Source organism: Corynebacterium sp. 401_CJEI, assembly GCF_001076435.1.
Lineage (GTDB): Bacteria > Actinomycetota > Actinomycetes > Mycobacteriales > Mycobacteriaceae > Corynebacterium > Corynebacterium jeikeium_D.
This window is the reverse complement of sequence record NZ_JVIP01000043.1, coordinates 21,080-45,529: the sequence shown is the minus strand read 5'-3', so window position 1 is coordinate 45,529 and position 24,450 is coordinate 21,080. Positions and strand designations below refer to the sequence as shown.

21 protein-coding genes are annotated in these 24,450 nt (G+C 55.7%); 17 read left to right on the top strand and 4 right to left on the bottom strand.

The window, feature by feature from the left end; all coding sequences use genetic code 11:
* Positions 1–266: 266 nt before the first annotated feature.
* From panD to ADM64_RS09965, 8 genes are all read left to right on the top strand, one after another.
* The gene (panD, locus tag ADM64_RS10000) at positions 267–689 is read left to right on the top strand and encodes an aspartate 1-decarboxylase (protein WP_016421480.1); all 423 of its coding nucleotides are present in this window, start codon (positions 267–269) and stop codon (positions 687–689) included.
* Positions 690–936: 247 nt separating this feature from the next.
* Positions 937–3,114 carry a PhoX family protein gene (locus ADM64_RS09995; RefSeq protein WP_049171890.1) on the top strand — a complete coding sequence of 726 codons (2,178 nt, stop codon included), beginning with the start codon at positions 937–939 and terminating at the stop codon, positions 3,112–3,114.
* Positions 3,115–3,164: 50 nt separating this feature from the next.
* Positions 3,165–4,697: a lysine--tRNA ligase gene (lysS, locus tag ADM64_RS09990; RefSeq protein WP_016421478.1), complete on the top strand. Its 1,533-nt coding sequence runs from the start codon at positions 3,165–3,167 to the stop codon at positions 4,695–4,697.
* Positions 4,698–4,768: 71 nt separating this feature from the next.
* Positions 4,769–6,262 (top strand): metallophosphoesterase family protein, encoded by a 1,494-nt coding sequence (locus tag ADM64_RS09985; protein ID WP_016421477.1) that lies wholly within the window; start codon positions 4,769–4,771, stop codon positions 6,260–6,262.
* A 122-nt stretch (positions 6,263–6,384) separates the two neighbouring features.
* Positions 6,385–7,791: an acyl-CoA dehydrogenase family protein gene (locus tag ADM64_RS09980; RefSeq protein ID WP_016421476.1), complete on the top strand. Its 1,407-nt coding sequence runs from the start codon at positions 6,385–6,387 to the stop codon at positions 7,789–7,791.
* A 42-nt stretch (positions 7,792–7,833) separates the two neighbouring features.
* A complete protein-coding gene (locus ADM64_RS09975) occupies positions 7,834–9,045 on the top strand; it encodes an acyl-CoA dehydrogenase family protein (protein ID WP_049194051.1) in 1,212 nt (403 codons plus the stop codon).
* A gap of 219 nt (positions 9,046–9,264) precedes the next feature.
* The gene (locus tag ADM64_RS09970; RefSeq protein WP_048731772.1) at positions 9,265–10,722 is read left to right on the top strand and encodes a purple acid phosphatase family protein; all 1,458 of its coding nucleotides are present in this window, start codon (positions 9,265–9,267) and stop codon (positions 10,720–10,722) included.
* A 149-nt stretch (positions 10,723–10,871) separates the two neighbouring features.
* On the top strand, positions 10,872–11,699 hold the full coding sequence (locus ADM64_RS09965; protein WP_038626626.1) for a hypothetical protein: 828 nt from the start codon (positions 10,872–10,874) through the stop codon (positions 11,697–11,699).
* 112 nt (positions 11,700–11,811) lie between these two features.
* Here ADM64_RS09965 and ADM64_RS09960 read toward each other — a convergent pair whose 3' ends face one another.
* The gene (locus ADM64_RS09960) at positions 11,812–13,530 is read right to left on the bottom strand and encodes an AMP-binding protein (RefSeq protein WP_038626623.1); all 1,719 of its coding nucleotides are present in this window, start codon (positions 13,528–13,530) and stop codon (positions 11,812–11,814) included.
* A gap of 373 nt (positions 13,531–13,903) precedes the next feature.
* Here ADM64_RS09960 and ADM64_RS10995 point away from each other — a divergent pair, with 373 nt between their 5' ends.
* Entirely contained in the window at positions 13,904–14,041 is a 138-nt protein-coding gene (locus ADM64_RS10995) for a hypothetical protein (protein WP_160310025.1), read from the top strand.
* Positions 14,042–14,151: 110 nt separating this feature from the next.
* On the opposite strand, the gene ADM64_RS09955 is transcribed toward ADM64_RS10995, so the two are convergent.
* Together ADM64_RS09955 and ADM64_RS09950 are read right to left on the bottom strand one after the other, a co-directional pair.
* Entirely contained in the window at positions 14,152–14,865 is a 714-nt protein-coding gene (locus ADM64_RS09955; RefSeq protein ID WP_049171884.1) for a hypothetical protein, read from the bottom strand.
* A 2-nt stretch (positions 14,866–14,867) separates the two neighbouring features.
* Complete coding sequence (locus ADM64_RS09950; RefSeq protein ID WP_222865188.1) at positions 14,868–15,617, bottom strand: hypothetical protein; 750 nt, start codon at positions 15,615–15,617, stop codon at positions 14,868–14,870.
* A 384-nt stretch (positions 15,618–16,001) separates the two neighbouring features.
* Between ADM64_RS09950 and ADM64_RS09945 the strand changes: the two genes are divergently transcribed.
* From ADM64_RS09945 to ADM64_RS09915, 7 genes are all read left to right on the top strand, one after another.
* Positions 16,002–16,568: a hypothetical protein gene (locus tag ADM64_RS09945; protein WP_224433512.1), complete on the top strand. Its 567-nt coding sequence runs from the start codon at positions 16,002–16,004 to the stop codon at positions 16,566–16,568.
* Positions 16,565–17,866, top strand: a complete 1,302-nt coding sequence (locus tag ADM64_RS09940; protein ID WP_049194049.1) for a hypothetical protein — start codon at positions 16,565–16,567, stop codon at positions 17,864–17,866. The genes ADM64_RS09945 and ADM64_RS09940 overlap by 4 nt, the downstream gene beginning before the upstream one ends.
* Complete coding sequence (locus ADM64_RS09935; protein ID WP_016421466.1) at positions 17,853–18,752, top strand: hypothetical protein; 900 nt, start codon at positions 17,853–17,855, stop codon at positions 18,750–18,752. The genes ADM64_RS09940 and ADM64_RS09935 overlap by 14 nt, the downstream gene beginning before the upstream one ends.
* A 115-nt stretch (positions 18,753–18,867) precedes the next feature.
* On the top strand, positions 18,868–20,487 hold the full coding sequence (locus ADM64_RS09930) for an Hsp70 family protein (RefSeq protein ID WP_016421465.1): 1,620 nt from the start codon (positions 18,868–18,870) through the stop codon (positions 20,485–20,487).
* Positions 20,487–21,080, top strand: coding sequence for a hypothetical protein (locus ADM64_RS09925; protein WP_016421464.1), 594 nt, complete (start codon positions 20,487–20,489; stop codon positions 21,078–21,080). Before ADM64_RS09930 ends, ADM64_RS09925 begins: the two co-directional genes overlap by 1 nt.
* Complete coding sequence (locus tag ADM64_RS09920) at positions 21,077–22,672, top strand: serine/threonine-protein kinase (protein ID WP_016421463.1); 1,596 nt, start codon at positions 21,077–21,079, stop codon at positions 22,670–22,672. The genes ADM64_RS09925 and ADM64_RS09920 overlap by 4 nt, the downstream gene beginning before the upstream one ends.
* A gap of 46 nt (positions 22,673–22,718) precedes the next feature.
* Complete coding sequence (locus tag ADM64_RS09915) at positions 22,719–23,519, top strand: hypothetical protein (protein ID WP_224433510.1); 801 nt, start codon at positions 22,719–22,721, stop codon at positions 23,517–23,519.
* Here ADM64_RS09915 and ADM64_RS10855 read toward each other — a convergent pair.
* The gene (locus ADM64_RS10855) at positions 23,516–23,710 is read right to left on the bottom strand and encodes a DUF4236 domain-containing protein (RefSeq protein ID WP_016421461.1); all 195 of its coding nucleotides are present in this window, start codon (positions 23,708–23,710) and stop codon (positions 23,516–23,518) included. The genes ADM64_RS09915 and ADM64_RS10855 overlap by 4 nt on opposite strands.
* Positions 23,711–23,941: 231 nt before the next feature.
* Between ADM64_RS10855 and ADM64_RS09910 the strand changes: the two genes are divergently transcribed.
* Positions 23,942–24,400: a hypothetical protein gene (locus ADM64_RS09910; protein ID WP_038626607.1), complete on the top strand. Its 459-nt coding sequence runs from the start codon at positions 23,942–23,944 to the stop codon at positions 24,398–24,400.
* Positions 24,401–24,450: the final 50 nt, after the last annotated feature.

Genomic DNA, 24,450 nt, shown 5'->3' with positions numbered 1-24,450 from the left:
CAAGAGGCTGCTGAGTTGGCTGAGCTGCAGGAAAAGGTCCGCGCTGCTCGGGATGCCCGCCTGAAAGATGAGTCCAGCAAAGAAAACCTGAAGAACGCCGGCTTTGGCGTTGAGCAGGACAGCGAGTAGGACGGCTTTTCGAAGTAGTTTTTCGTGGCTGGGAAGTTGTCGTATTATAGTGTGCCGACTAACAACCTGCCACGCTAAGGGGTGCCGCGGTAGGCAAGCATCCAGGGGACGAATCCAGGAAGGGACCTACCTTTTTCATGTTTCGCACTATGTTGAAGTCCAAGATTCACCGTGCCACGGTGACTCAGGCTGATCTTCACTACGTTGGATCGTGCACGATTGACGCTGATTTGATGGAAGCGGCCGACCTGCTTGAAGGTGAAGCCGTCGACATCGTCGATATCAATAATGGCAACCGGCTTACTACTTACTGCATTACCGGAGAGCGCGGCTCGGGCATCATTTCTATCAATGGTGCCGCCGCTCGTCTGATATCGCCGGGTGATCTGGTTATTATCATCGGCTACGGAATGATGGATGACGCTGAGGCGCGTACGTACAAGCCGAATGTCATCTTCGTCGATGAGGACAACAAGATTCTGGAAAGTGGCAATGACCCGGCGGATGTGCCGGAGGGTTCTGATTTGAAGAATCCGCGTAGCCCGGAGAACCAGGGCTAGTCCACGTAGCCCGCAGAGCTGGGGCTCGACTGCGTAGTTGGAGAGAAGAGTCGAGCCGGAGAACCGCAACACCAGGGTGTTCACTTTGCGTTAAAGCGCAAGTCATTAGACCGTCAGCTAAAGCTCATTGGCGAGTTGATTTTTAGAAACCGAAAGGTAACGCAACGTCCTTAGCTTCTTAGAGGATCTAAAAGTTTTAGTTTTCCATTTCCTCACCTAGTCGAAGCTATACAAAGGCGGTCTCCCCGTGGTTCGTATTGGCAAGAATCTGCTGACAAATCCTTTTGCTACCTCTCGCAGCTCTCTGACCTGCACTTACAAGTGTGGTAATGCCTGTGCTGACGATGCTCCGAACGAGTTCTCGGACAACCAGTACTTCGGTGATGTTGCGAAGGAGGCGTTCTCCCAGCGCGCATTCTCCCGTCGCGCGGCACTGAAGGTCACTGGTGCTAGTGCTCTTGCGGTCGGCGGTGGCGCCGTGCTGGCCGCTTGCTCCTCTGATGATTCGGGCAGCGCCGCAGGTGGCTCCGACGCCTCCGGTACCGCTGCTGCCGGTGACGGTAGCAAGGACGAATCGCCGGAGGGTATGCGTTTCGAAGCCGTCAAGCCGAACACGGAAGACGCAGTCGTTATCCCGGACGGCTACGAGCAGAATGTTCTGATTCGCTGGGGCGACCCAATCCACGAGGGTGGCCCGGAGTTCGACTTTGACAAGCAGACTCCGGAAAACCAGCTGAAGCAGTTCGGCTTCAACAATGACTTCGCTGGCCTGATTAAGGCTGAAGACGGCACACTGCTGTACGTTTGCTCGCACGAGTACACCACCGAGCCGATGATGTTCCGTGCCTACAAGAAAGAAGATGCCACTAAGGAGCAGGTCGACATCGGACTGGCTGCCCACGGCCAGACCATCCTTGCTGTGGAAGAGGATGACAAGGGATTCCTGAAGCCAATTCTCAGCGACAAGCGTAACCGTCGCATCACTGGCTTCACCGAATTCACAGTTGACGGCCCGGCTGCTGGTCACGATCTGCTGAAGACCAAGGCTGACCCGACCGGTATGAAGGTCGAGGGAACTTTGAACAACTGCTCCGGTGGTGTTACTCCGTGGGGTACCTACCTGTCCGGTGAGGAGAACGTTGACCAGTACTTCGGCAACGTTGGCAAGCTCAAGGACGAGGACGCAGTTAAGAAGCTCAAGCGCTACTCGGTCAAGAATGAAGAGCTGTCCGACCGCGCGTGGGAGAAGTACTACGACCGCTTCGATGTCTCCAAGGAGCCGAACGAGCCGAACCGCTTCTTCTGGCTGGTAGAGATTGACCCATCTGACCCGAACTCCACCCCGGTCAAGCACACCGCAGTGGGCCGTTTCAAGCATGAAGCCGGTCAGATTTACGTCACCGACGACGGCACGGTCGTGTGCTACTCCGGCGACGACGAGCGTTTCGAATACATCTACAAGTTCGTCTCCTCCCGCAAGATTAAGGAGGGGGACCTCAAGCACAACATGGGCATTCTGTCCGAGGGCACTCTCTACGTCGGTAAGTTCAACGGTAATTCCGAGTCCGAGATTGACGGCTCCGGTGAGCTGCCGAAGGACGGCCGTTTCGACGGTGACATTGAGTGGCTTCCGCTGATGACCGCCAAGGCAGACGGCAAGCACGAGTCCCACGTTGATGGCATGACCGCCGAAGAGGTCTGCATCTACACCCGCATCGCCGGTGACAAGGTCGGTGCGACCCGTATGGACCGCCCGGAGGATATCGAGCCGTCTCCGAAGACCGGTAAGGTCTACGCGGCGCTGACCAACAACAAGTACCGCGGTAAGGCGGGCGCGAAGGACGACAAGGGCAAGGAACGCAAGGATGGTGCAGGGCGCCCGCTTGCCGACGCCGTCGAGGTCGCACCAATCACCGAGAACAAGAATGGCCTTGTTCTGGAGATGGAAGATGACCACGCCGGTACCAAGGGCAAGTGGAACCTCCTGCTGGTCTGTGGTGACCCGAACGAGGCTTACACCTACTTCGGTGGCTTCGACAAGGAATCGGTCTCGCCAATTTCCTGCCCGGACAACGTCGCCTTTGACGAGTACGGCAACCTGTGGGTTTCCACCGACGGCAACGCGCTGGACTCCAACGACGGCCTTTTCGCCGTTGCCGTCGAAGGCGAGCGTCGTGGTGAGACCAAGTGCTTCCTGACTGTTCCGGTTGCTGCAGAGACCTGTGGTCCGCAGATCTTCTCCAACCGCGTGATGGTCAACGTCCAGCACCCGGGCGAAATCGAGACGGATCAGGGTCATCCAGTCGGCGACAACCCGGACCCGACCACCAACCCGACCTCGCACTGGCCGGACGGCGGCAAGGAGCAGCCACGCCCGGCCGTCGTTCAGGTTGTACGCACTGATGGCAAGAAGATTGGCGTCTAAAGGGCACTCAACTAGCAGGTCGGCGGTGTAGTCGGCTAACCTTTATAGCCGTGACTGACGCGAAGAAGACCCCTGAAAACACCGCCACCGTTCCTGAGCAGCTGCGCATTCGCCGCGAGAAGCGTGACCGCCTGCTCGAGGCTGGAATTCAGCCGTACCCGGTTGAGGTTCCCCGTACTCACTCTCTCAAGGATGTCCGTGAAGAGTGGGGCCACCTCGAGGCTGGCGAGGAGACTCAGGATGTCGTGACCGTCATTGGTCGTGTCATGTTTATTCGTAACACCGGCAAGCTCTGCTTTGCCGCTCTGCAGGAGGGTGACGGCACGACCCTGCAGGCCATGCTTTCCAAGGCTGAGGTCGGCGAGGACGCCCTGGCTGCTTGGAAGTCGGACGTAGATATGGGCGACTTCGTCCTCATTACTGGCCGCGTAATTTCTTCGCGCCGCGGCGAGTTGTCTGTGATGGCTACCGAGTGGCAGATGGCCTCGAAGGCTCTGCGTCCGCTGCCGGTGTCGTTCGCTGATCTGTCCGAGGACAGCCGCGTGCGTCACCGCTACACGGACCTGATTATGCGTGAGCAGGCTCGTACTAACGCACTGACTCGCATCAAGGTCATCCGCGAGCTGCGCCACGCACTTGAGCGTCGCGGTTTCCTCGAGGTCGAAACCCCGATGCTGCAGACTCTGCACGGCGGTGCAGCTGCACGTCCGTTCGTGACTCATTCCAACGCTTTGGACATCGATCTCTACCTGCGTATCGCGCCGGAGCTTTTCCTCAAGCGCTGCGTCGTCGGCGGTATGGAGCGAGTCTTTGAGATCAACCGTAACTTCCGCAACGAGGGTATCGACTCCTCGCACAGCCCGGAGTTCGCGATGCTGGAGTACTACGAGGCATTCGGCACCTACGATGACTCCGCCCGCACCGTCCGCGAGGTCATTCAGGAAATCTGCGTCGCGGTCTTCGGTTCGACGACTGTTACGCTTGCCGACGGTACGGAGTTCGACTTTGGCGGCGAGTGGAAGCAGATTGAGATGTACCCGTCGCTGAACGAGGCACTTGCTCGCAAGTTCCCTGGTCAGCCGGAAGTCACTATTGACTCGACCGTCGAGGAGCTCAAGGCAATCGCCGATGTGATTGGCCTTGAGGTTCCGGAGAAGGGCGGCTGGGGCCACGGCAAGCTGGTTGAGGAAATCTGGGAGCTGCTCTGTGAAGACCAGCTCGACGGTCCTATCTTTGTCCGCGACTTCCCGGTCGAGACCTCTCCGCTGACTCGTCAGCACCGCTCCAAGCCTGGCGTGACCGAGAAGTGGGATCTTTACGTCCGTGGCTTCGAGCTGGCTACCGGCTACTCCGAGCTGGTTGACCCGGTTGTCCAGCGTGAGCGCTTTGAGGATCAGGCGCGACTGGCCGCTGGCGGCGACGACGAGGCCATGGTTCTGGATGAGGACTTCCTGCACGCAATGGAGCAGGGCATGCCGCCGACGACCGGTGTGGGCATGGGCATTGACCGCCTGCTGATGGCCCTGACCGGCCTTGGCATTCGCGAAACCGTGCTGTTCCCGATCGTGAAGCCGGAAGCGTAAGCGACTGAATTCATGTGTAGTTATCCCGGTGTTATCACCGGGATTATTTTTATCCCGTAATTTCTTCACCCGTGAATTCGGTAAATGGGAATAAGAAAATTGATCGGCGATCCGTATTGCGCTTGGGAGCAGTAGCGGGTGCGGGGGCTGTAGCGGTTGCCGTCAATAGCGTCGGGACGCGAGCAGTTGCATCGGCGGCCCCGAACCAGTCGCCGTTTCCATTCACCGGGTTGACCAGCGGCCTTGTTGTGACGGACCTGGAAGTCGTGACCGTGACCGATACGTCGGTGACATTTTCGTGGGCGACGTATGCAGGCCCACATCCAGCGTGGGGGAAGCTGGCTCCACTGGCGCCGGCCGACACTGAAGTTGCGCTAGTGCCAGTCGATGCCGATGAGGGCGGCGAGCTACCCGTGGTACATAAGGACGAGACGCAGGTTGGCTACCACTTTGTGACCGTCGATAAGCTGCGCCCTGGAACCACGTACCGTTTCGAATGTCGATCGAATGGACTGGTCGCCGAGCCGGGATTAATTACCCGAAACCTCCCCAATGCACCCGAGCAAACTGGACAGTTCACGACGTTGGTCGCTCCGGAAGGGGAGTACCTGACCACGATTGCCATCCTTAATGACGCGCATATTGGCGAAAATGGGCACGGTATTATCACCGGCGATTTCCCCGCTCCTATCTTTTCTGAACCGGGTGCCGCGCCGTATCCCGAGGTCATGCTGACGGCTGCGCTCGCCGAGCTGCGGGGGATGGGGATTGAAAAGGTTTTCGTCAACGGTGATGCCACGTCGGAAGCACGTCCGGCGGAGGTGCGTCGATTTGCCGAGATTATGAATACTTTTGGTGCTCAGGAGCGGCAGTGGTTTGTCACCCGCGGCAATCATGATCGTCCGCATAAGCCGGATGCCGATCCATCTGCTGGCTACGACGAATTCCCGGTTTTGGAGGGTACCGAGAATCATCGCGATCCCTTCGGTGTTCTCCTGGGGCGTCCGCGGCAGGAACTGTGGGTCACTCAGCAGGGGCCGGTCCGTGTCATAGGGCTGGATTCATCGAAGTTGGATGAGTCCGGCGGCGAAATTAGCCCGGAACAGTTCGATGCACTGGAGCGGGAATTGCAGCGTGACCCCAGTAAGCCGACAGTTGTGCTGGCTCATCATCCAATTACCTCCGAGGCTGGTTGGACACATGCTGCCGGGCCCACCTTCATTCTCAACAGCGCTGATGCACGACGCTTGCAGCAGATGCTTAACGACGCTCCGGGTGTATTCTTCGCGGGGGCAGGTCACACCCACCGTGCAAAGCGTACTCGCGGTGATGTTGGGGCCGGCGTTGATTATTTGGAGACCGGCGCGTGCAAAGCATACCCCGGTGGCTACACACTGCTGCATGTCTACTCCGGTGGCTACCAGGTTAACTTTCACCGTTTGAGCAGCGAAGATGCGCTTGCGTGGACTGCGCGTGCCCGTTGGGCGATGTACGGTTTCGAGCCCGAGGCTCTGCTTGGTGAGCTCTCTGATCGCAACTACGTTGTTAACCGCGTTATCGCCTGACAAGTTAGAAGCCTGAAAGTTTTCTGTTACTTGGCAATGTTTTTTCAATTCTTGTGACAACGGTCACGTGATTGTTTTATTGTTATGCCAGTAATAGTTCTGACTCGAAAGGCCATGATCACATGAGCGAGAAGAAGAACCGCGAAGATTCGACTGTCGGCCGCAATAACCCTGGTCGCGACGCTATCGGAGCGGCAATGCGGTTCATCACGTCGATTACTGGTTCGGACTTCGCCCAGAAGTACGACCTTCAGCCAAAGATCGACCGCGTGGTGTACCAGTCCACCAAGTCCGGTTTTAAGACCCTTGGTGCCGCGAACCGTCAGTTTAAGAAGATTTCCGGTTCCGGTAAGCCGGAGCGTCCGGCTGAGGAAGCCCAGGCTGCACAGGAGGCCGCAGCCGAGGAGAAGGCAAAGAAGCTCTTCGACCTCACCCCGACCGAGGATCAGCAGATGATCGTCGAGACGGTTAAGGAATTCGCTGAGTCTCGTCTGCGCGAGGTTGCTTATAAGTCCGACCACGAGGCAACTCCGCCGGAGAACCTCGTCTCTGAGGCTTCTGAGCTGGGCGTCACTATGATCAACGTCCCGGAGGCTTTCGAGGGCATCGCTACCGGCGAGGACGTCACCACCAACGCGCTGGTCGCGGAGGCTCTGTCCTACGGTGACATGGGTCTGGCTCTGGCAGTGCTGGCTCCGGCCGGTGTCGCTGCCACCCTGACCGCTCACGGCTCCGACTCGCAGCAGAAGACCTACCTGCCGGCATTCGCTGGCGAGAACGTCCCGGCTGCCGCTGTTGTGCTCGCAGAGCCGCGCCCGCTTTTCGACGCACGCAAGCCTGAAACCACCGCAAAGCGCGAGGGCGATTCGCTGGTCCTCAACGGTGTTAAGTCCTTCGTTCCGAACGCCGGCGCAGCTGAGCTGTTCATCATCGGTGTTGAGCTCGAGGGTAAGCCGGCTCTGGTTATCGTTGAGTCCGACACTGAGGGGCTCCACGTTGAGGCTGACCCGTCCATGGGTCTGCGCGGTGCCGCAATGGGGCGCGTCATCCTGAAGGACGTCAAGGTTCCGGCTGAGAACATTCTCGGCGGCGCTAGCACCTCGGCTGCAGATCGTGAAGAGGCATACCTCGACATTCTGCGTCGTTCCCGCCTCGGCTGGGCAGCTCTTGCAATGGGTACTTCTCAGGCAGTTCTCGACTACGTCATTCCTTACGTCAACGAGCGTCAGGCATTCGGCGAGCCGATTTCCCACCGCCAGGCAGTGGCCTTCATGGTCGCCGACATCAAGATTGAGCTCGATGGTCTCCGCATGATCACCCTCCGCGGTGCTTCCCGCGCTGACCAGGGTCGCGGCTTCGCTCGCGAGGCAGCTCTGGCTAAGACCTTCGCCACTGAAAAGGGTATGAAGATTGGTTCCGACGGTGTGCAGCTGCTCGGCGGACACGGCTTCACCAAGGAGCACCCGGTTGAGCGTTGGTACCGTGACCTCCGCGCAATTGGTGTCGCCGAAGGCATCGTCGTTCTGTAAACCGCTAGATACTTCAGCCGAAAAGAATTAAGAGGAAAGAAAATGATTAACCTCGAACTGCCGGAGTTCCTCAAGGCGGGCGCGTCCCAGTCGCATCAGGCCGCCGCTGAGATCTTCCGACCGATTTCCCGTAAGTACGATCTCGCTGAGCACGAGTACCCGAAGGAACTCGACACCCTTGCCTCCATGATGGACGGCATGGCAGATGGTGGCCGTGGCTTCTCCGGTGCTTCTGGTGGACGTGGCGACGATAAGAAGCCGAAGCGCACCGGTGTAAAGAACGGTGGCAACATGGCTTCGCTGCTCAACGTTATTGAGACCTGCTGGGGTGACGTGGGTCTGACCCTGTCTCTGCCGTACCAGGGTCTGGGTAACGCAGCCATCGCAGCTGTTGCTACTGATGAGCAGCTGGAGGCTTTCGGTAAGACCTGGGCTTCCATGGCAATTACCGAGCCGTCCTTTGGTTCTGACTCCTCCGCAGTTTCCACCACCGCCAAGCTCGATGGTGATGAGTACGTCATCAACGGTGAGAAGATCTTCGTCACTGCTGGTGAGCGTTCCGACTCCGTCGTTGTGTGGGCGACCCTGGACAAGTCCAAGGGCCGTGCTGCCATCAAATCCTTCCTGGTGAAGAAGGGCACTCCGGGCTTCACCGTGGAGCGTCTGGAAGAGAAGCTGGGTATTCGTTCCTCGGATACTGCAGTGCTCCGCCTGGACAACGTCCGCGTTCCGAAGGAGAACCTGCTGGGTTCCCCGGACATTGATGTTAAGAAGTCCTTCGCCGGCGCAATGGCGACCTTCGACAACACTCGTCCGCTGGTTGCGGGTATGGCCATCGGTGTCTCCCGTGCTTCGCTGGAAGAGCTGCGTCGCATCCTGGAAGAGGCTGGCATCGAGATTGACTACGATGCACCGGCACACACCCAGAGCGCTGCTGCAGCTGAGTACCTGAAGCTGGAGTCCGATTGGGAGGCTGCATACCTCCTGGCTCTGCGCGCTGCGTGGATGGCTGACAACAAGCAGCCGAACACTCTGGAAGCTTCCGAGTGTAAGGCCAAGGCCGGCCGTGCAGGCACCGAGATTTGCCTCCGTGCCGTTCAGCTGGCAGGTACCTTCGGTTACTCTGAGCGTAACCTGCTGGAGAAGTGGTCCCGCGACGTCAAGATCCTGGACATCTTCGAAGGTACCCAGCAGATTCAGCAGCTGGTCGTTGCTCGCCGCACCCTGGGCCTGTCCTCCAAGGAACTGAAGTAGTTACAGTTTCAGAGCAATCTACATACTGGTGAGCCGGTAAAAGCTCACAAAGATGCTCAAGCCACATTTTCCTAAAACACCGTCCTGCCATGACTTGGTAGGCGGTGTTTTATTTTGCGCTGTTTTGGCCGTGTGTCTCTTGTCGTTGCGTTCCTATTTTTCTGAGATTAGAGGGAGAGTTCATCTAATTTTCATCTTTAGGTTCTAGGCTTATTTGCCATGAGCATTTCCCGCCGGGCCTACCTCTCTGTTGCAACTCTTGCTGCAAGTTCAATGGCCGTCGCGAAAACCTCGGGAGCGTACGGCCTTGAGTACGTCACGTCGGGTCTGGGGCTTACCCAGTCGGATTCCAAGTCGTGGCAGGTACTGGCTAGCGACTTGGAGGTCATCACTGTCACAGACACGTCAGTGGCATTTACATGGGCAACATATGCTCCGGGAGTGCAGACAGCGTATGGCTTCATTAAGCCGACCGTTCCTTCGGATGAGCGGGTGCTGCTTGGTCCTGCGGATTCAACGCAGTTAGAGCTCGTGCACGAGGGGTACTCAGAGTCGGGCTACCACCATGTGGTCATTGACGGGTTGGAGCCGGGACGGGAGTACCGCTTTGAGTGCTGGTCACACAACTGTCGCGCGGTTCCGTCGCTGAATATCACCATGAGCAAAACGGCACCGGAGAAGACAGGCGTCGTAAGCACTCTGCCAGCGCTGGAGGGTGCACATTTGGCGACGTTCGCGCTGACGAATGACACACACATTGGTAAGCCCAATCATGACGGCATTCGCATTGGCAACCTCGGTCTTTCCTCCGGTCCGGGAGAGCAGCCTTTTGCCTCTATGCAATTGCAGGGTCTGGTGGACACGGTAAAGGCTGCCGGGTTAGACACTCTCGTCATCAATGGCGATTGCACGGATAGCAACCGCCCTGAGGAGTATGACGAACTCATCAGGGTTTTGGATACTTTCGGTGAGTTTGGGAAAAACTGGTTTGTCACCCGTGGTAATCACGATGTGCACCCGCCCGGGCTACCCAATATCAATGGTTTCCGGGGACGCGGAATCCGCAAAGGCAAGACCGCGGTTCCGGATTACTTCAGCCAGCGTCTTGTGCCGACGCAGCAGCACTGGTCGACTCGCGTCGGCGAAGTGCGCCTCATCGGTGTTGATACCGCCGAGTTTGGTTATGCAGGTGGACGTATTAATGAGCGGCAGATGCGTGCATTGCGTGCCGAACTCGCAGACGATCCAGAGCGTCCGACAATTTTGTTTGCGCATCACCCGTTTACTCAGGATGCGGTGCGTTCGCATTTCGGTGGTGAGGCATTCATGGTCGAGGCGCAGCAGGCCAAGATTTTTCAGGAGATTCTGGCCGCCACGCCGGGTGCCAAAGGCGTGTTCGCTGGTCATACGCACCGCAGCCGCCGTGGTATCGCTGACTACGGGGATACGGACTTCTGTGAGCGGGGTGCGGCACTCGGCTATCCGGGTGGATACACACAGATTCGAGTTCACACTGACGGTTACCAAATTAGCTACCACCGCACTACGACACCTCAGTCTCTGTCCTGGTCAACGAAGACTCGTTGGTCGATGTTCGGGTTGGAGCCAGAGTTTATGCTGGGAAAGATCTCCGATCGGAACTACGTCAATTTCTTCAAGAACAAAGTGCCACTCTGAGCTAGTGCTAGCTTCTAGCAGGGTACGCTGGGCAACGCATAGTGTTAATGGAAAATACGTAGTGGCAAGTTCCGCTGTGGGCGAAGTCGCAAGCCACCACGTTATTGGCCGAGCACAAGTGTGGCTCTGAAGTAATAAGGAATTTAGCGATGACCGACCAGTACAACCCGCGTTCGTCCTCCCCGCAGGATTGGGAGCAGGACGGTTATGCAACATCTGCCTGGGAGCAGCCGCAGGGTGGGGCTCAAGACGAGTACCAGCCTCAGTACCAGTACCAGTCGCAGGGGCCGAACCAGGGAGGTTCACCCCAGCAGTATCCGGCTTATCAGCAGGCTCCGGTACCTGAGCAGAAGAGCAACAACGGTCTGTACGTGGTTTTGGGCATCGTCGGTGTCGCACTTGCAGCGGTCGCCGGTATCGGTGGCGCGTACTACCTGAATAATTCCTCCGATAATTCCCCGCAGTCTCCCGATACGGTTGCGGCAGGGGACTCGTCGTCAAGCACTGCGTCCCCGGCGCCGGTGGAGACGTACACGGAAACCTATACCCAGACCGTCGAGCCGGAAACGACGAAGCAGCCGGAGAGCAGCGCTCCTACCACTACGCAGCGGGGAAATTTTGGTCTTCGCGCGTTCGGTATGAATCGCGATGATATCGATGCCAAAGGTTGGGTTGGCAGTACCGCTCGCTGCTCGGGTGGGTATTACGCGCGTGTGTTGGCGGAGACTTCTTCGGGTAAGGCCGTGATTTGTGAGAACTCCAATAACCGCCAGCAGCGCCATTACATTGGTGACTTCGGTGAGATTTCGGATACCCCGGATGCGTACACAGTAGATAGTTTCTCCGGGAACCGTGCTGTCGCGAAAAATGGTGGCTACACGTATACCGTCACTCCGAATGCGGTAACCGTGACCCAGGACGGCGAAGAGATTTTCCGTGAGCCCGTCACGGACTACGGTGTTTTGAACGCTGGCTAATCAGCTCTAGTTCTTCCTAGGACACGCAAAAAGGACGCGGTAACTTCCATAACGGAAGTTTTTACCGCGTCCTTTTCGTGTCTGCCGTTCGCTTTACGACGGTCCCTGCGCCCTAAGCCACCTTCTCCTCGGTGACATTCTCCCACGGCTTCGGCAGGTGGCGAGGAACCACCTTGCCGACTGCGTTGCGTGGCAGTTCATCGAGGAACACGGTCTCGCGCGGAACGGCGAATCGGCTGAGGCGCTGCTTGACGTATGTGCGAATCTGCTCATTGGTCAGGGCGCGGCCCTCAGGGGAGTCGTCGCGGACAACCCAGGCGACCAGGGCCTGACCGAAGCGCTCATCCGGGACACCTGCGACTGCGCACTCGCGGATACCCTCGAGCTGGCTGAGTGCATCTTCGGTCTGGCGTGGGAAGACGTTCTCGCCACCGGAGACAATCATGTCGTCCTCGCGACCGGAGATGTAGAGCAAGCCGTTTTCCATGCGACCCAGGTCACCGGTACAGACCATGCCGTCAATGACCTGCTTGTCCGCGCCCGGGCGGGTGTAGCCCTCGTACAACATGTTGTTGCCGACGAAGATTCGACCGGTCTCGCCGTCGGCGACGCGGTTGCCGTCTTCGTCGAGAATCTGGACACGAGTGCCCAGCGGTGCGCGACCAGCTGTGGTTGGGTTTGCCTTGAGCTCATCCGGGTTAGCAATGGTTGCCCAGCTGACCTCCGTGGAACCGTACTGGTTGTAGAGAACCGGCCCGAAGCGCTCGAGGGTCTTGGTGACAATTCCCTCTGGAATAGCCGAACCGCAGGATGCGATGACCTTTAGCGATGTCGCGCCGATGTCGTAGTTGTCCGGGAGAATCTCAATCATGCGCTGCAGCATGGTCGGCACCAGGAAGATGGTGTGCGGAGAGTGCTGCTCGATAATGCGCAGGCTGTCGGCTGGATCGAACTTGCGGCGCATAATCATGGTGGAACGCAGTGCGATGCACAGCTGCGCAGTCGCGAATCCCCAGGTGTGGAACAGCGGAGCCGCAAGGTAAGCCGGGCGACGCTGACGCAGAGGAATTCGGCTCATGATGGAAGATGCCGGCATCCAGCTGCGCGGCTCCGGACGCTTGGCACCCTTTGGAGTGCCGGTGGTTCCGGAAGTCAGAATAATAACGCGGCCACGGCGCGGGCGGGTTGGCAGCTCGGCGGTCGGCCACTTTGCCGGCGGTGCTGTCTTCAGCATCTCCTGCATGGAGGTCCAGCCCTCGCGAACGCAGGAGGTGTCACCGTAGTTTTCAAACCACGACACGGCGACCGGGCACTCATCGAAGTCCTCCGGCAGCATGTGAGTGAATTCCTCATCAATGAACAGGAAGTCAATCTTCTGTTCACGAATTACGGCCAGAGTCTGCTCGGCGGAGGCGCCGGTATTGAGCAGCACCAGGTCGGTGCCGAGACGACCGTGGGCACACAGAGCCATAATGAAACCGCGGTGGTTGCGAGCCAGCACACCGATGCGGTCGCGCTGCTGAATATCGCCGTGACGGAGTGCTCGCGCCAGGGCAGTGGAGCGCTCGTGCAGCTCCTCGTAGGTCAGCGAGCCGCCATCATCAATAATCGCAGTGTGGTGCGGATCGCGGCCGGCTGCAATGCCGAGGAGACCAGCTGGCAGGAAGTCCCAGCGGTAGATGGAACTTAATGCCTTACCAGCCGCGCCGGGCCCCATCGAGCCGAGGACGCCAGCCTGAGTCACCGGTGCGAGTCCGAGAACGAGGTCCGAGGTAGCTCGCGAAGCTTTGCGCACCTTATTGAGAATCGAGGTCTGTGGATTAGATGTCATAGTCACTCATCTTCCGTGGTTCATGTCCTGTGGTCTTCGGAGAGGCCTAATCAGGCGAAACCTCATCGGTAGGACTGCCGATTTAGTTTCTTTTACAGTAAGAATAAGTGTCCTAGGTCACTTTTGCGTAGCTTTTTGCAAAATTTTTTTATCAGAAACGAATAGTTGTGAAGATATGTGGCGTGACCAGTGAAGATAGTCAAGTATCAGTTCTCTTTCGCAGCTCAATGGGTGCTGACCTTAGCCGGGGAGGGGTTCTGGTTTGGATCTGATTCTTTTGGGGAAAGCTCCTGAAACCTGTTCTTATCCAGTTGCGCTCTCGACTCGGTGGCGAAGGGCGAACCTATCCGATACGACTCCAGTCCAGACCACTATGGTGACGTCGACTGAGGAGCTGGACGATGATCGCGATGACATTGATGACACGGATGATGACCGTGACGATGGCATGGACGACGATGATCACGATGACTTTGATGACGACGATGACGATGACCGCGTGAACAATTAGTTTTCTAATCGGCACCGTAGATTTTGTGAATCATCGGCCCCCCACGTAACCCATGAACCCCCGCTCACTAGTGAGCGGGGGTTCATGGGCGTTTATGGCAGGGACGCTATTTATTGTCCTGCGGTGTCCTGTGCCATATTCTGCTTAGCGGCATGGCTGACATTGTCGGCGATATCTGTTGACAGTTGTTCGGCATCATCCCACGGGCCAGAATTGGATACCCACACATTGAGCTGTATATGCCCGGTTCGGATGGTTTCTAGGTATCCGTCCTGGTCGTTAATGGTAGATGCACGAGACTGGGCGTCTTCGTCTGCTCCACCAACAAGAATGAGAATTGTTCCATTGGAATCTTCAAAGTTGTAGCCACAGCCAATACCTAAGTCCTTCACGCTAGTCGGCACAGCGTGAGTCTCTTCCGGCATGTAGTCGCCAGCATCACAGACGTTAAGCCAGCTGAGCGCCATTTTGTAGTAATAGGAGGCTATGGAGGCCTGGTCGGAATTGGTGTTCTTGTCTTCCAATTCCGAGTTTGCTTCTTCCAGCTCATCAATCTTTGCTTGCAGCTCGCTTTCCCGCTCCTCTGCCTGCTGTTGAAACGAGTAAATCTCTTCACTCGCGCTTGCAAGTTCGGACTCAGCATTCTTACCGCCCATGGCAAACCCCGCCGCGCCGGCAACAATCACTCCGACTGCGCCGAGGATGAGCGGCAGCGTCAAAGGTTTACTCTTTCCGGACTTAGTGCCGGAAGCTCTCTCCGACACTTTCTCGGAAGTGCCCGACTGGTTGCTATTCCACGGATCGATGGGTTCGTGAGCGTTCATTTTTAACCGACTACCTTCACCTTCTGTGCGATTGTGATTGGTTCGAATCCTGGCTGCTGAGCTGTCACAGCAACGATGTATTCACCGGGTTCTGTAAATGTTGCGTAGGCCTTCTCCCCAAACCGGCGAACGATCTGGCAAGGAGTATGTTGTCCAGTCACACCTGCGCTGGCACTTGCAGTCGGTTTGCCCTCAGAATCGTAGACATCCACCTTGTTTTCACAGGTTTCCGTACCACCAGACTGGCTGAAATTCCACAGCAACCTCGCGTTTGCTTCGCCATCAACCAGGGGATAGGTCAACAGGCTATTGGCCCCCTCGAAGGGAAGCGTGATCCGAGCAGTGTCGAAGCCGCCCAATTCTTTCTGGTGAGCAGTTGCGTCAATCTTGACGTTTTGGCGCTTGGCACTGCCGGGCTCCATGCCGCCAATTTTGGTCAGCTCCATCGAGCTATTCAGCGTTACTGCACCGGAGTCGGCATCCGAGTCTGAAAGTTCGCTGTTGGGAGAATTCTTATCCTGCGAACTGTTGGCATATTCCTGCTCTGGCTCTTCCGACCCGGTCGAGCTCTCAATCGAGCTAGGAGTTTCGGATTGTGCATCAGAAGCAGGGGACGTTTCTGTAACTGTCACCACCGCGGGGGACTCCGGGACAGCGTTGTTAGTGGGCATACCTGAGCAGCCAACCAGAGTCAGGGTAGCAGCGGCGGCTGCCACAGCTAAAACGTGCTTTGAATGAAACTGGGATGTCATGGGCGTTAAAAACCTCCGAGTTAAGCGCCGAATAAGCGTTTTCTTCATCTGCTTGACGACGCTATAGCGGAGGCCTCAGAAGCGGTACGGGAGTTCTCCCGGTGACTTTCACTACCCGTGCAGGTTTAACTAAATCCTGTCGGGTTCAGCGAATTAATCGTTGGACAAAAGATTGAGGGAAAGAACCGTTTAATGAACCTCCAACAGCTGAAAGATGTGGCCAAAAGCTACTTCTCAAAAACCACAGATATTGTGAAGGGTGTTCCAGATCGTACTAAAGGTTGGCGCGGTGATTTGGAGGATCAAGGAATTATTCCAAACCGTGTTGGTGTAGATCAAGAAGGTCGTATCATTCCGCCATTTTTTGTTTGGTGGGCACCCTGGATGTTTCGAGTCGTACTCATTATCGCCGGATTCATAATTGGCGGAATTTTGGAATCCATCAATAGTGGGCCATATCCAGATACGGCGATGTTGATTCCATTCGCCATGGGGTTTGCGATGTGGTTCTTGCGAAATCAGACTAGTTGGATTCCCGGCCTCATTATCACGGTGCTGGCAGTCACCGCAGCATCGCTTATGTCTAAAAGCGTCCTTATTTCGCTCGAAGCATTAATCCTTTTCGCTCTCGTAGTCCTAGTGGAATACATCTACGCTCGCGCCGCATTCGACTACAACACTGCCGCGGCGTTTGAAGAGATGAAGCAGGCGCTTTCCACCTACGGCACTGCCTATGAGCTTGAAGAACGAGAGGACACCAACGTCAACGGAGAGACTCTGACAACTGTCTCCGCGCTTGATTCGGGACGCCCTGCTAGGGCAATGATTCGACTGTTGCCGGAGCATGTAGACCCCGGATGGCTTATCGCAGTAGATCCCGCCAGGCGGTTTATGACAGGCCTATCTCCAGAACAGCGTGTTCGCATCAGTGAGATTCAGGAGCAGATGTGAGTCTGAATCCCGCAGTTCGAGACAACCTAGCTGGAAATCTATTTTCACCAGGCGCAGTGCCAACGGGCGCCAAGTTAGCTCAGCTGATTGCTGACATTCCCATGGGCGGAGATGCCTCTTCCTCGGATTTTTGGGAAGCGCGTGTCCGTTTAATTCGAGACCTGTTGTTCTTCGGTAAGCAGTCCCAGCGCGCACTGGACATTATCGATGAGCTGCACACCGAAGATTTTGTCGCCGCAGTGCGAAAGAAGTTCGGTGTTTCTTTTCGACTTGTTCTCAAACGAGTACAGCGTCCTCAGTACTTCTTCACTGATGTGCAGATGAAGGCAGTTAAAGAGGGGTTCTTGAAGCCGTATGCAAAGGGCAGCGGAAAAGCGATTACCGAGCACGGGCTTGAAGAGTTCTTTGATCGGATATTGGTTCCAACGTCTAACCGCATGGAGCTCCGTGAATACGTCGACGTTGAAGATAGCCAGGAAATTGAGACTGGTCCGACGAACAACGCGGAGAAACGAGTCTGGGCGGCCTTTGATGAGGCCAGTAGTGCAAATACCGACATTCGGTCGATTGCAGATGTCATTGCGAACGGTTTTCGTGAACAGTCCGAAGGCTTTATTGACGGCAAACCGATCGATAGCGACATGCTGAAGAGTGCAACTAAATCCATCGGTGCGAGTTTTCGTACCGGCTCGCCAGAGGCTGAAACCCGCACCGGTCTTATTCGAAGGTTGCAAGCAGTCGATGATCCAGCGGATTTAGTGACTCGACATACTTTCGGTCTGCTTAACGACGAATCGTCGCTGGACCCAACGAGACTTCGTAAAGAATTGCAAATTGCTGAGGGAGCCTACTGTTCTAGTTCCGATTCGACAATTGAGAATCGCGTCCTTCAAAACGTCAATCGAGACGATGTCTTGAAGGCTGATACCGGAAGGGGAAAATCGGGTTTTAAGACGCCCCATGCCGGTGAAGGGGATGCGATTGCCAAGGAGTTATTACGATTTCTTTCTCCATTTGTTGTGCTCGGTTTAATAGTGCAGTTCATGCAGGAGGGTAATGGATTTATTGCTGTACCGGTTCTGGCTATTTTTGTCGGTATCTTGTGGGCGTTGGTAAAGAAGCGAGTGGCAAAACGATGGATTGCTGTTTTTGGAATCGTATATTTCATTGCCATGGGGGTTATAAATGATAATTTCTATGAATTAGGATGGGTTCTATTTTCTATATTTATCATTACATTTGTGTCGATTGCCTATCTATTCGCTAAGGGGAAGGAATATAAAAATGGGGTTCTTTAATAACAAAAAGGATGAAAATAAAAGGTCGGTTAAACATTCAGACGGTCGTGCTGATGAGTATCAGGAACGAGATCCTAAGTATCCGGAGGTTGACTTCGGTGGAGCGCATAATTTCGCCCCGCTGCCGAATTTTGATGAGTCCTTCGGCCCCCGGGGCACGGTCGACAATGGTGATACCACAGGTCAGGAGCCGGTCGAGTATTCCGGAGATCCAAAACTAGACACCGACGAAGCTGCATGGTCCAAGGTTGAGAACGTCGAATTTGACGGTGTTGAATTTGGTGGTGCCGAGTTTGGCCATGATGAAGACACCGCGGAAGGAGTTCCAGCCCAGCAGGATTTTCCTCCCGCGACAGTGGAAGAGCTCCCAGAAACGGATGCTGAAAGTACCGCAGGTGTTGCGGCCGGGAACGTCGTAAAGCAGTTGGATTTGATTCAAACACGGCTGGACACAATGAACGCAGTATTGCGCTCTCAAAGTGAAGAGTTGGAAGCGCTGACTGATCGTCGTTGGTACGCCCAGTTGATGCCGCTGGCGGAAAAGTTGGCGGCCATCCATGACGGGATTTGCGCTGACCTTTCGCGGCTCGAAGAAACTACCGAAACTGATGGCAGTGACCTGTATTCGACCCTGGATTTCCTGCAGGACTCGATCGCAGATGCGCTTCAGTCCATGGGAGTGGCAATTACAGAGGCGAAGGTGGGCGATGCCTTTGATTCTTCAATTCACCGTCGTACCAAATTCGCGGATTCGGATAACCCCGCGCTGCACCGCACGCTGGCGCCATCACGACGAATCTCGCACTACTACACCTTCACCAGTTCTACCAGTCCAATTGTGGTGGCCAAGGCGCCGGTCACGGTGTACCGGCACAGCGGCAACTAGGCCAAAACTCGAGTCTGAACAGAGCACAGCTCGAGTCCGGCCAGCACACAACTAGAGCGCTGACACGGCAAAAGAAGTCAAGAATCCAACAGATTTCAGAATAAGGAGAAAAATCATGGCTGAACGTATTTACGGCATCGATCTGGGCACATCCAATAGCGCAATTTCCTACGTGGACTCACTGGGTGTTCCTGTCATTCAAGAAAACCTCGACGGAGATCTGTCGACACCAAGTGTGGTGTGGTTTGAATCGAAGGCCAATACCGTTGTCGGAAAGCTGGCACGTGAAGAGAAGCTCTTCAGCCCCAATGACGTCATCGAGCTGGTGAAGCGGAGCATCGGCACCGATAAGAAATGGAATTTCAGCGGGAAGGCGTATACCCCGGAGGAGATTTCTTCATTGATTTTGCGCTCGTTGGTTCCAGACGAAGCAGCTGACGACGAGATTTCGGCAGTTATTACTGTGCCGGCATATTTTGGTGCGAAGGAGCGCGAGGCAACTCGCAACGCAGGGCAGATTGCTAATTTCAATGTGTTGGAGCTGGTAGCAGAACCGGTTGCTGCGGCCCTCTACTACGACTCCAAGCAGCCTCTAAAGGACAAGACCTTGCTGGTGTATGACCTCGGAGGCGGTACATTCGATGCCACGATTGTGCAGGGGATTGACAACACCTTCCGGGTTATTGCCACCGACGGTGATGCTCGACTGGGCGGTGCTGACTGGGATAAGGCGCTTGGTGAATTTATCCTGGATAAATTCATTGAGCAGACTGGTGACGAGGAGGCGGAAAACGATGAGACCTTCGTCGCTAAGTTGCATGAGCAGACGGTGAACTGTAAAGAGGCGCTGAGTAATGCGGAAAGCGCCACTGTGCGACTTGCCAGTGACTCTGGTTCCCGCGCCAAGATTGCCGTTACCCGCGAAGACTTGGAGCGTGTCACGGCGCCATTGCTCGAGCAGACGGAGATTCCTTTGACCCGTGTATTGGAGACGGCAAAGGAAAAGGAGCCGGGACTGACAATTGATGAGGTCATCCTGGTGGGTGGATCTTCGCGAATGACCGCCGTAACCAAACTGGTGGAGCGTCTGACGGGTAAGAAGCCACTGTTGGTTGAGCCTGATCTAGCCGTTGCTAAGGGTGCTGCCCTTGCTGCGATGATCAGCAAGCTCGGGGGAGTGGTTAATGCTGAGTCCAGCCCTGCTGTCCAACAGCAGTCAATTGCGCAGATCGCGGCTGAGACAGGGATTGACGCCGGGCAGCTAGCCGCGCTGTCGGAGAAGAAGGTGGCAAATGTATTGCCAAAGTCGATTGGCATTCGAGTTGTCGATCATCTGAACAACCCGTACATCGACTATCTGGTCAACCAGAATGACATGATTCCCCTGTCTGAGCCGGTGGTCCGGGAGTATTCGACCGTAGCTGATGGCCAAGAGGAAGTAGATTTGACGCTGTATCAGCAGGCCAGTGACGTTCCATCCGAAGATGTCGCTCTCAATGACATCATTAGTGGATCGGAATCTATGCTGACAGGTATCCCGCCGTTGCCCAAGGGTCAGCCAATTCAGGTTAAGTTCTTTGTAGCAGCAGACGGCATGATTACCGTGGAAGGCACTCACGTTCCATCGGGTCGCTCAATCGAATCCCACGTGCGCATTGGTGTGATGAATGAGGAAGAGATTTCGGCTGCTCGCACGACGATGATGAAGGTTTCTGTCAGCCAAGGAGATAACTGATGACCGACGATCGCACTCTAATCCCGGGCGTCGATGACATTGACAGCGGTGCAAATTCCGATACTGATGGTCGAAATCGGAAGATTCTGCTGTTCGTGCTCGCCATTCTGGTTGTCGTCATCCTGGCAATGGTGGTCTGGATCCTAAATTTCCGCTCTAACCAGCAGGATAACGCCGACGGGTTGTTTGAAACCACTGAAAGCACCGAAGTGGAAGTCTCGCCGTCCTACTATGTGGGCGATGATCAGGAACCAACCTCGACTACAATCGCACCGCCTGCCGACGATCGGTTCGTAGACCCAGAGGTCTTAGCGTCGACCGTTGATCCGACGTGCCCGATGCTGCAGAGTGCCTGGTCAAACCAGGGCTCCGATATGGACTGTGAAGCATATTACGAGGTAGTGCGGGCGCTCAGTAAACAGCGGCAAGAGCAAGGAACACTGCCAAAGCAGACGACAATCGAGATTGAGTATGACGGTCAGCCACTGACGATGGAATGCCAAGAAGTTTCGCCTAATTATGATTGCCGCTCTGAGTCTGGGATTCAGATTATGGTGGGTAATCTCGATGGGTCTGGGCAACGGAACCGATGACTAATCTTCCCCAGGTAGGCGATATTTTTGAGGGCTACGAGGTTGAAGCTCTCATCGGTGCCGGCAATATGGGGACTGTTTTTCGAGTACGAAATCCCAAGCTGGGCCGAAACGAAGCACTGAAAATCGTCCCACTGCCGGAAGAGGCCAGTGCTTCTAAGCGAATGGAGGCACTGTTCCAGAACGAGGTTTCTATCGCAGCCACTGTTCACGTTCCCAACGTTGTGACCGTGTTCGATGGCGGGCGAGCCGGGAACCTGCTTTGGTTCACCATGACTCTTATTAGCGGTAATTCGTTGGGCGCTGAACTGGCCGAATATCCGCCGCGCACTTTCGATAAGAGCGAGGTCATGTCGATTGGTGTGGAGATTGCTACCGCGCTAGATCGGCTAGCAAAGCACGAACCAGCGGTGATTCATGGTGATGTAAAACCATCAAATATCGTCGTAGAGCGAGATTCGTCGGGGCTTGTGTTAAGCGCGACGCTTGTGGATTTCGGTGTATCAACCGCCACTGAAATCGACAGTGTTGGCGTGACCAATCGTGTTGCCGGCTCATTGCCCTACATGGCGCCAGAGATCTTCACTAAGGGTTGCATTAGTGCAGCTAGTGACGAGTATGCGTTTGCGTGCACGATATTCGAGCTGTTGCAGGGATATAAGGCATTTCCAGCTACTGACGCGGCCAGTGCGCGGCAATTGCACTGCGGTAAGCGACCGGTTACCAACCTCGGTGCGGTAGTTGATTCGGTCTTCGCCAAGGCGTTGGCGGTTGACGCCGATGAACGCTACGAATCCTGCAATGCGTTTATTAGCGATCTCATTGCTGCGCTAAATGGTGGTGCCGTCGAGGTTCGCAATCCGAAGAACCGGAAGAAAGCCCTTGCAGCGTTCTCCGTAGTGGCATGTCTAGGCCTTATTGGTGGTGGCATTGTTGTTGCCGAACGTAGCGGCATTGGAGATGGCGGTCTCTTTAGTGCCAAGCACTTGGCACAGCCAGTAGCTATCGGAGGTTCTGCGGAACCGATGCGACTTCGCGCTCCCGATTTGGCGAAGGGGCCTCGGATTCCGGTGGGTGACCGATGGACCCTTACGTCGTTAAGCGACGTCCCCATCGGTGAGAAGAGCTGGCAGGGGATTCAGCGGATGGGAACATTCAACGGTGCTGCATATCACGCGACGCAGTTTGCTTCGGCAGATGAATTCTTGCTGCCATTTCGCCACGGTATTGATGAGAAGAAGCCGATTGCAGAGGCTGAAAATGACAAATGGCGGGGTGAAATTCTGGATGCCGTGAGCAAGAACCGGTCAGTGGCTGAACCAGCTGGCTCTGAAGTGGTGAAACTGCGAATGGAGCCCGATGGTCGCCGGCTGGATGTCCTACAAACGTCAGGCTCATTTCAAGCTGTGAACAGCGAAGGTTCCGAGGCAACACGGCCGATTAATTACTGCTTGGTTCAGCCGGCGGAAAGTTCTGCGCCATCCAGTCCCGAAGTGCTTCGTCCGGTATTTGTCGTTTTGAGTGAAGGCGATCCTTGTCCTGCTGCCTATGACACGGTGGCGGCGTGGGCAATGCAAACCACGACGAATTAAGCGATAACGCCGAGAATATTTGTTATATTTCGGATAACTATCATGAATGCCAGTCACTTCAGCCGTCGTTGGGCGATTCCCCCAGGAGCGTTGGGTAGGGTTCCTGATTCGCGGTTGGTGGCTGGTGGTGCGAGAGAAAGGCCTGGTCAACGTGACATCGCTCCCAACACTTGTGGTTGATAATTTGTGTGGGGATGCGATTGTTGCCAATCCGAGTGAGGGATTGACCATCGGGCGTGACGCCGACCTCAAAGTGGGCGAAGATAACCGCTACATGCACCGCATAGCAATGTATGTGTATGCGGAATCCGGAATGTGGTTTCTGCTCAATAACTGCGAGCACGTGACTGCAATGGTGCACATTCCGGAGGTGTCGCGGTCATTCCGGCTGGCTCCGCAACAGCGTTTTGATTTGAGCTACCCGGAGTATTTCATCCGCTTTTCCGTCAAGGATGACCAGTACGAAATTCAGATTAAACAGGATATTGAGCACGCCGATGCGAAGGTCGTGCTGCCAACTGACGGGACTGAAACCATCTCGGTTGGGGAGCTGCCGGAGCGCCAGCGTGCTCTGATCGCTGCATATGCGGAGGATTATCTGCGCGGCCGAATCGACACCATTATGGTTTCATGCACCGATGCCGAGGCCGGCCGAAAGCTGGGAGGCAAGACCGCAAAGGCAGTCGAGCATTACCGCACCGCACTTTTTGAATCCGCTTTGAGCAAGGGGCTGGTCTCAAGCAAGGAGTGGCAACGGGTTAATCAAAAGAGCCGTCTGCAGCTGGTAGTTGTCGCTGCAATCGAAGCACGATTGGTCACTGCAGACGACTTGAAACTGCTCGCTTAACGACGGTACTTGCGATAAGTCAATCCTTTAATTGGCGTGTTCACAGTAGTGGTTCGGCCGCCACGGGCATTCTTCGTCCACCGAACGGGCCCCATGCGATAGGAATATCCGAGGCCAGAACGCGATAGCGTAACCCGGGAGTTGCGGGTGGGGCGGAAGGTCTTTCGGAAGCTGAATAGTTTGAAAGCCATTGATATAAATCCATTCTCGGTGCGTCACAGACTGCCATGCGCTCTGACCGTGCTGCTTTGGACAGCATCGCTCTCTGACTGCATTGTGCCGGTGACATAAGCGGATAAATCGTGGTGCGTTTGATGGCACCACTGTCCAGATTTGGGCAGTCCAGCATGGTTTAGCTAGGGGAGAACTCCCCGGGGAGAACTCCCGTTTCTTTTGTGTCCGAGAGTTTTTAATCTGAGATCATGTTCACCAAGAAGATTTCCGCTGTAGCCGCCGCAATCACTGCCGCCACTGCGCTTGCTGTTGTCAATCCGTCCGTCGCCGATGCAGCTACGAACTACCCCAAGATCAACCGTGACTATGTCAGCTATTCCACAGACGGAGAAACCGTAGTCTGTGGTGGGTCGGTAAATCAGGACATGTTCCGCTGCCAGACCACAGCTAAGTGGGGTAACAAGAAGAACGCCCACAATCTGGTCACCTTTGATCTCGAGGATGCATCTGGAAGTTGGGAAGCCGGAATGAGCGGTGGAAATTGGGATGCCTCGCGCCCGCCATTCCGACTGAAGGAAGGGAAGAAGTACAGCTTCCACGGGATCGTGGTCCTGAATAAGAATGGCACCCTGTACTTCAGTTCTCCGTACCACGAGGTGCGCGGTGAAGTGACTCCGTATGAGTGGGAGATTATGGAGACTGACTGATATCCCGTGCAAATACTCCTTCTTGTCTGGCGTTTGGCTTAACGCGCAGG

What these genes read in the sequence shown, in the direction of transcription:
- panD (WP_016421480.1), top strand. Translation starts at nt 267, where the DNA reads ATGTTTCGCACTATGTTGAAGTCCAAGATTCACCGTGCCACGGTGACT.
- ADM64_RS09980 (WP_016421476.1), top strand. Translation starts at nt 6,385, where the DNA reads ATGAGCGAGAAGAAGAACCGCGAAGATTCGACTGTCGGCCGCAATAAC.
- ADM64_RS09975 (WP_049194051.1), top strand. Translation starts at nt 7,834, where the DNA reads ATGATTAACCTCGAACTGCCGGAGTTCCTCAAGGCGGGCGCGTCCCAG.
- ADM64_RS09970 (WP_048731772.1), top strand. Translation starts at nt 9,265, where the DNA reads ATGAGCATTTCCCGCCGGGCCTACCTCTCTGTTGCAACTCTTGCTGCA.
- ADM64_RS09965 (WP_038626626.1), top strand. Translation starts at nt 10,872, where the DNA reads ATGACCGACCAGTACAACCCGCGTTCGTCCTCCCCGCAGGATTGGGAG.
- ADM64_RS09960 (WP_038626623.1), bottom strand. Translation starts at nt 13,530, where the DNA reads ATGACATCTAATCCACAGACCTCGATTCTCAATAAGGTGCGCAAAGCT.
- ADM64_RS10995 (WP_160310025.1), top strand. Translation starts at nt 13,904, where the DNA reads ATGGTGACGTCGACTGAGGAGCTGGACGATGATCGCGATGACATTGAT.
- ADM64_RS09955 (WP_049171884.1), bottom strand. Translation starts at nt 14,865, where the DNA reads ATGAACGCTCACGAACCCATCGATCCGTGGAATAGCAACCAGTCGGGC.
- ADM64_RS09950 (WP_222865188.1), bottom strand. Translation starts at nt 15,617, where the DNA reads ATGACATCCCAGTTTCATTCAAAGCACGTTTTAGCTGTGGCAGCCGCC.
- ADM64_RS09945 (WP_224433512.1), top strand. Translation starts at nt 16,002, where the DNA reads ATGTTTCGAGTCGTACTCATTATCGCCGGATTCATAATTGGCGGAATT.
- ADM64_RS09935 (WP_016421466.1), top strand. Translation starts at nt 17,853, where the DNA reads ATGGGGTTCTTTAATAACAAAAAGGATGAAAATAAAAGGTCGGTTAAA.
- ADM64_RS09930 (WP_016421465.1), top strand. Translation starts at nt 18,868, where the DNA reads ATGGCTGAACGTATTTACGGCATCGATCTGGGCACATCCAATAGCGCA.
- ADM64_RS09925 (WP_016421464.1), top strand. Translation starts at nt 20,487, where the DNA reads ATGACCGACGATCGCACTCTAATCCCGGGCGTCGATGACATTGACAGC.
- ADM64_RS09920 (WP_016421463.1), top strand. Translation starts at nt 21,077, where the DNA reads ATGACTAATCTTCCCCAGGTAGGCGATATTTTTGAGGGCTACGAGGTT.
- ADM64_RS09915 (WP_224433510.1), top strand. Translation starts at nt 22,719, where the DNA reads ATGCCAGTCACTTCAGCCGTCGTTGGGCGATTCCCCCAGGAGCGTTGG.
- ADM64_RS10855 (WP_016421461.1), bottom strand. Translation starts at nt 23,710, where the DNA reads ATGGCTTTCAAACTATTCAGCTTCCGAAAGACCTTCCGCCCCACCCGC.
- ADM64_RS09910 (WP_038626607.1), top strand. Translation starts at nt 23,942, where the DNA reads ATGTTCACCAAGAAGATTTCCGCTGTAGCCGCCGCAATCACTGCCGCC.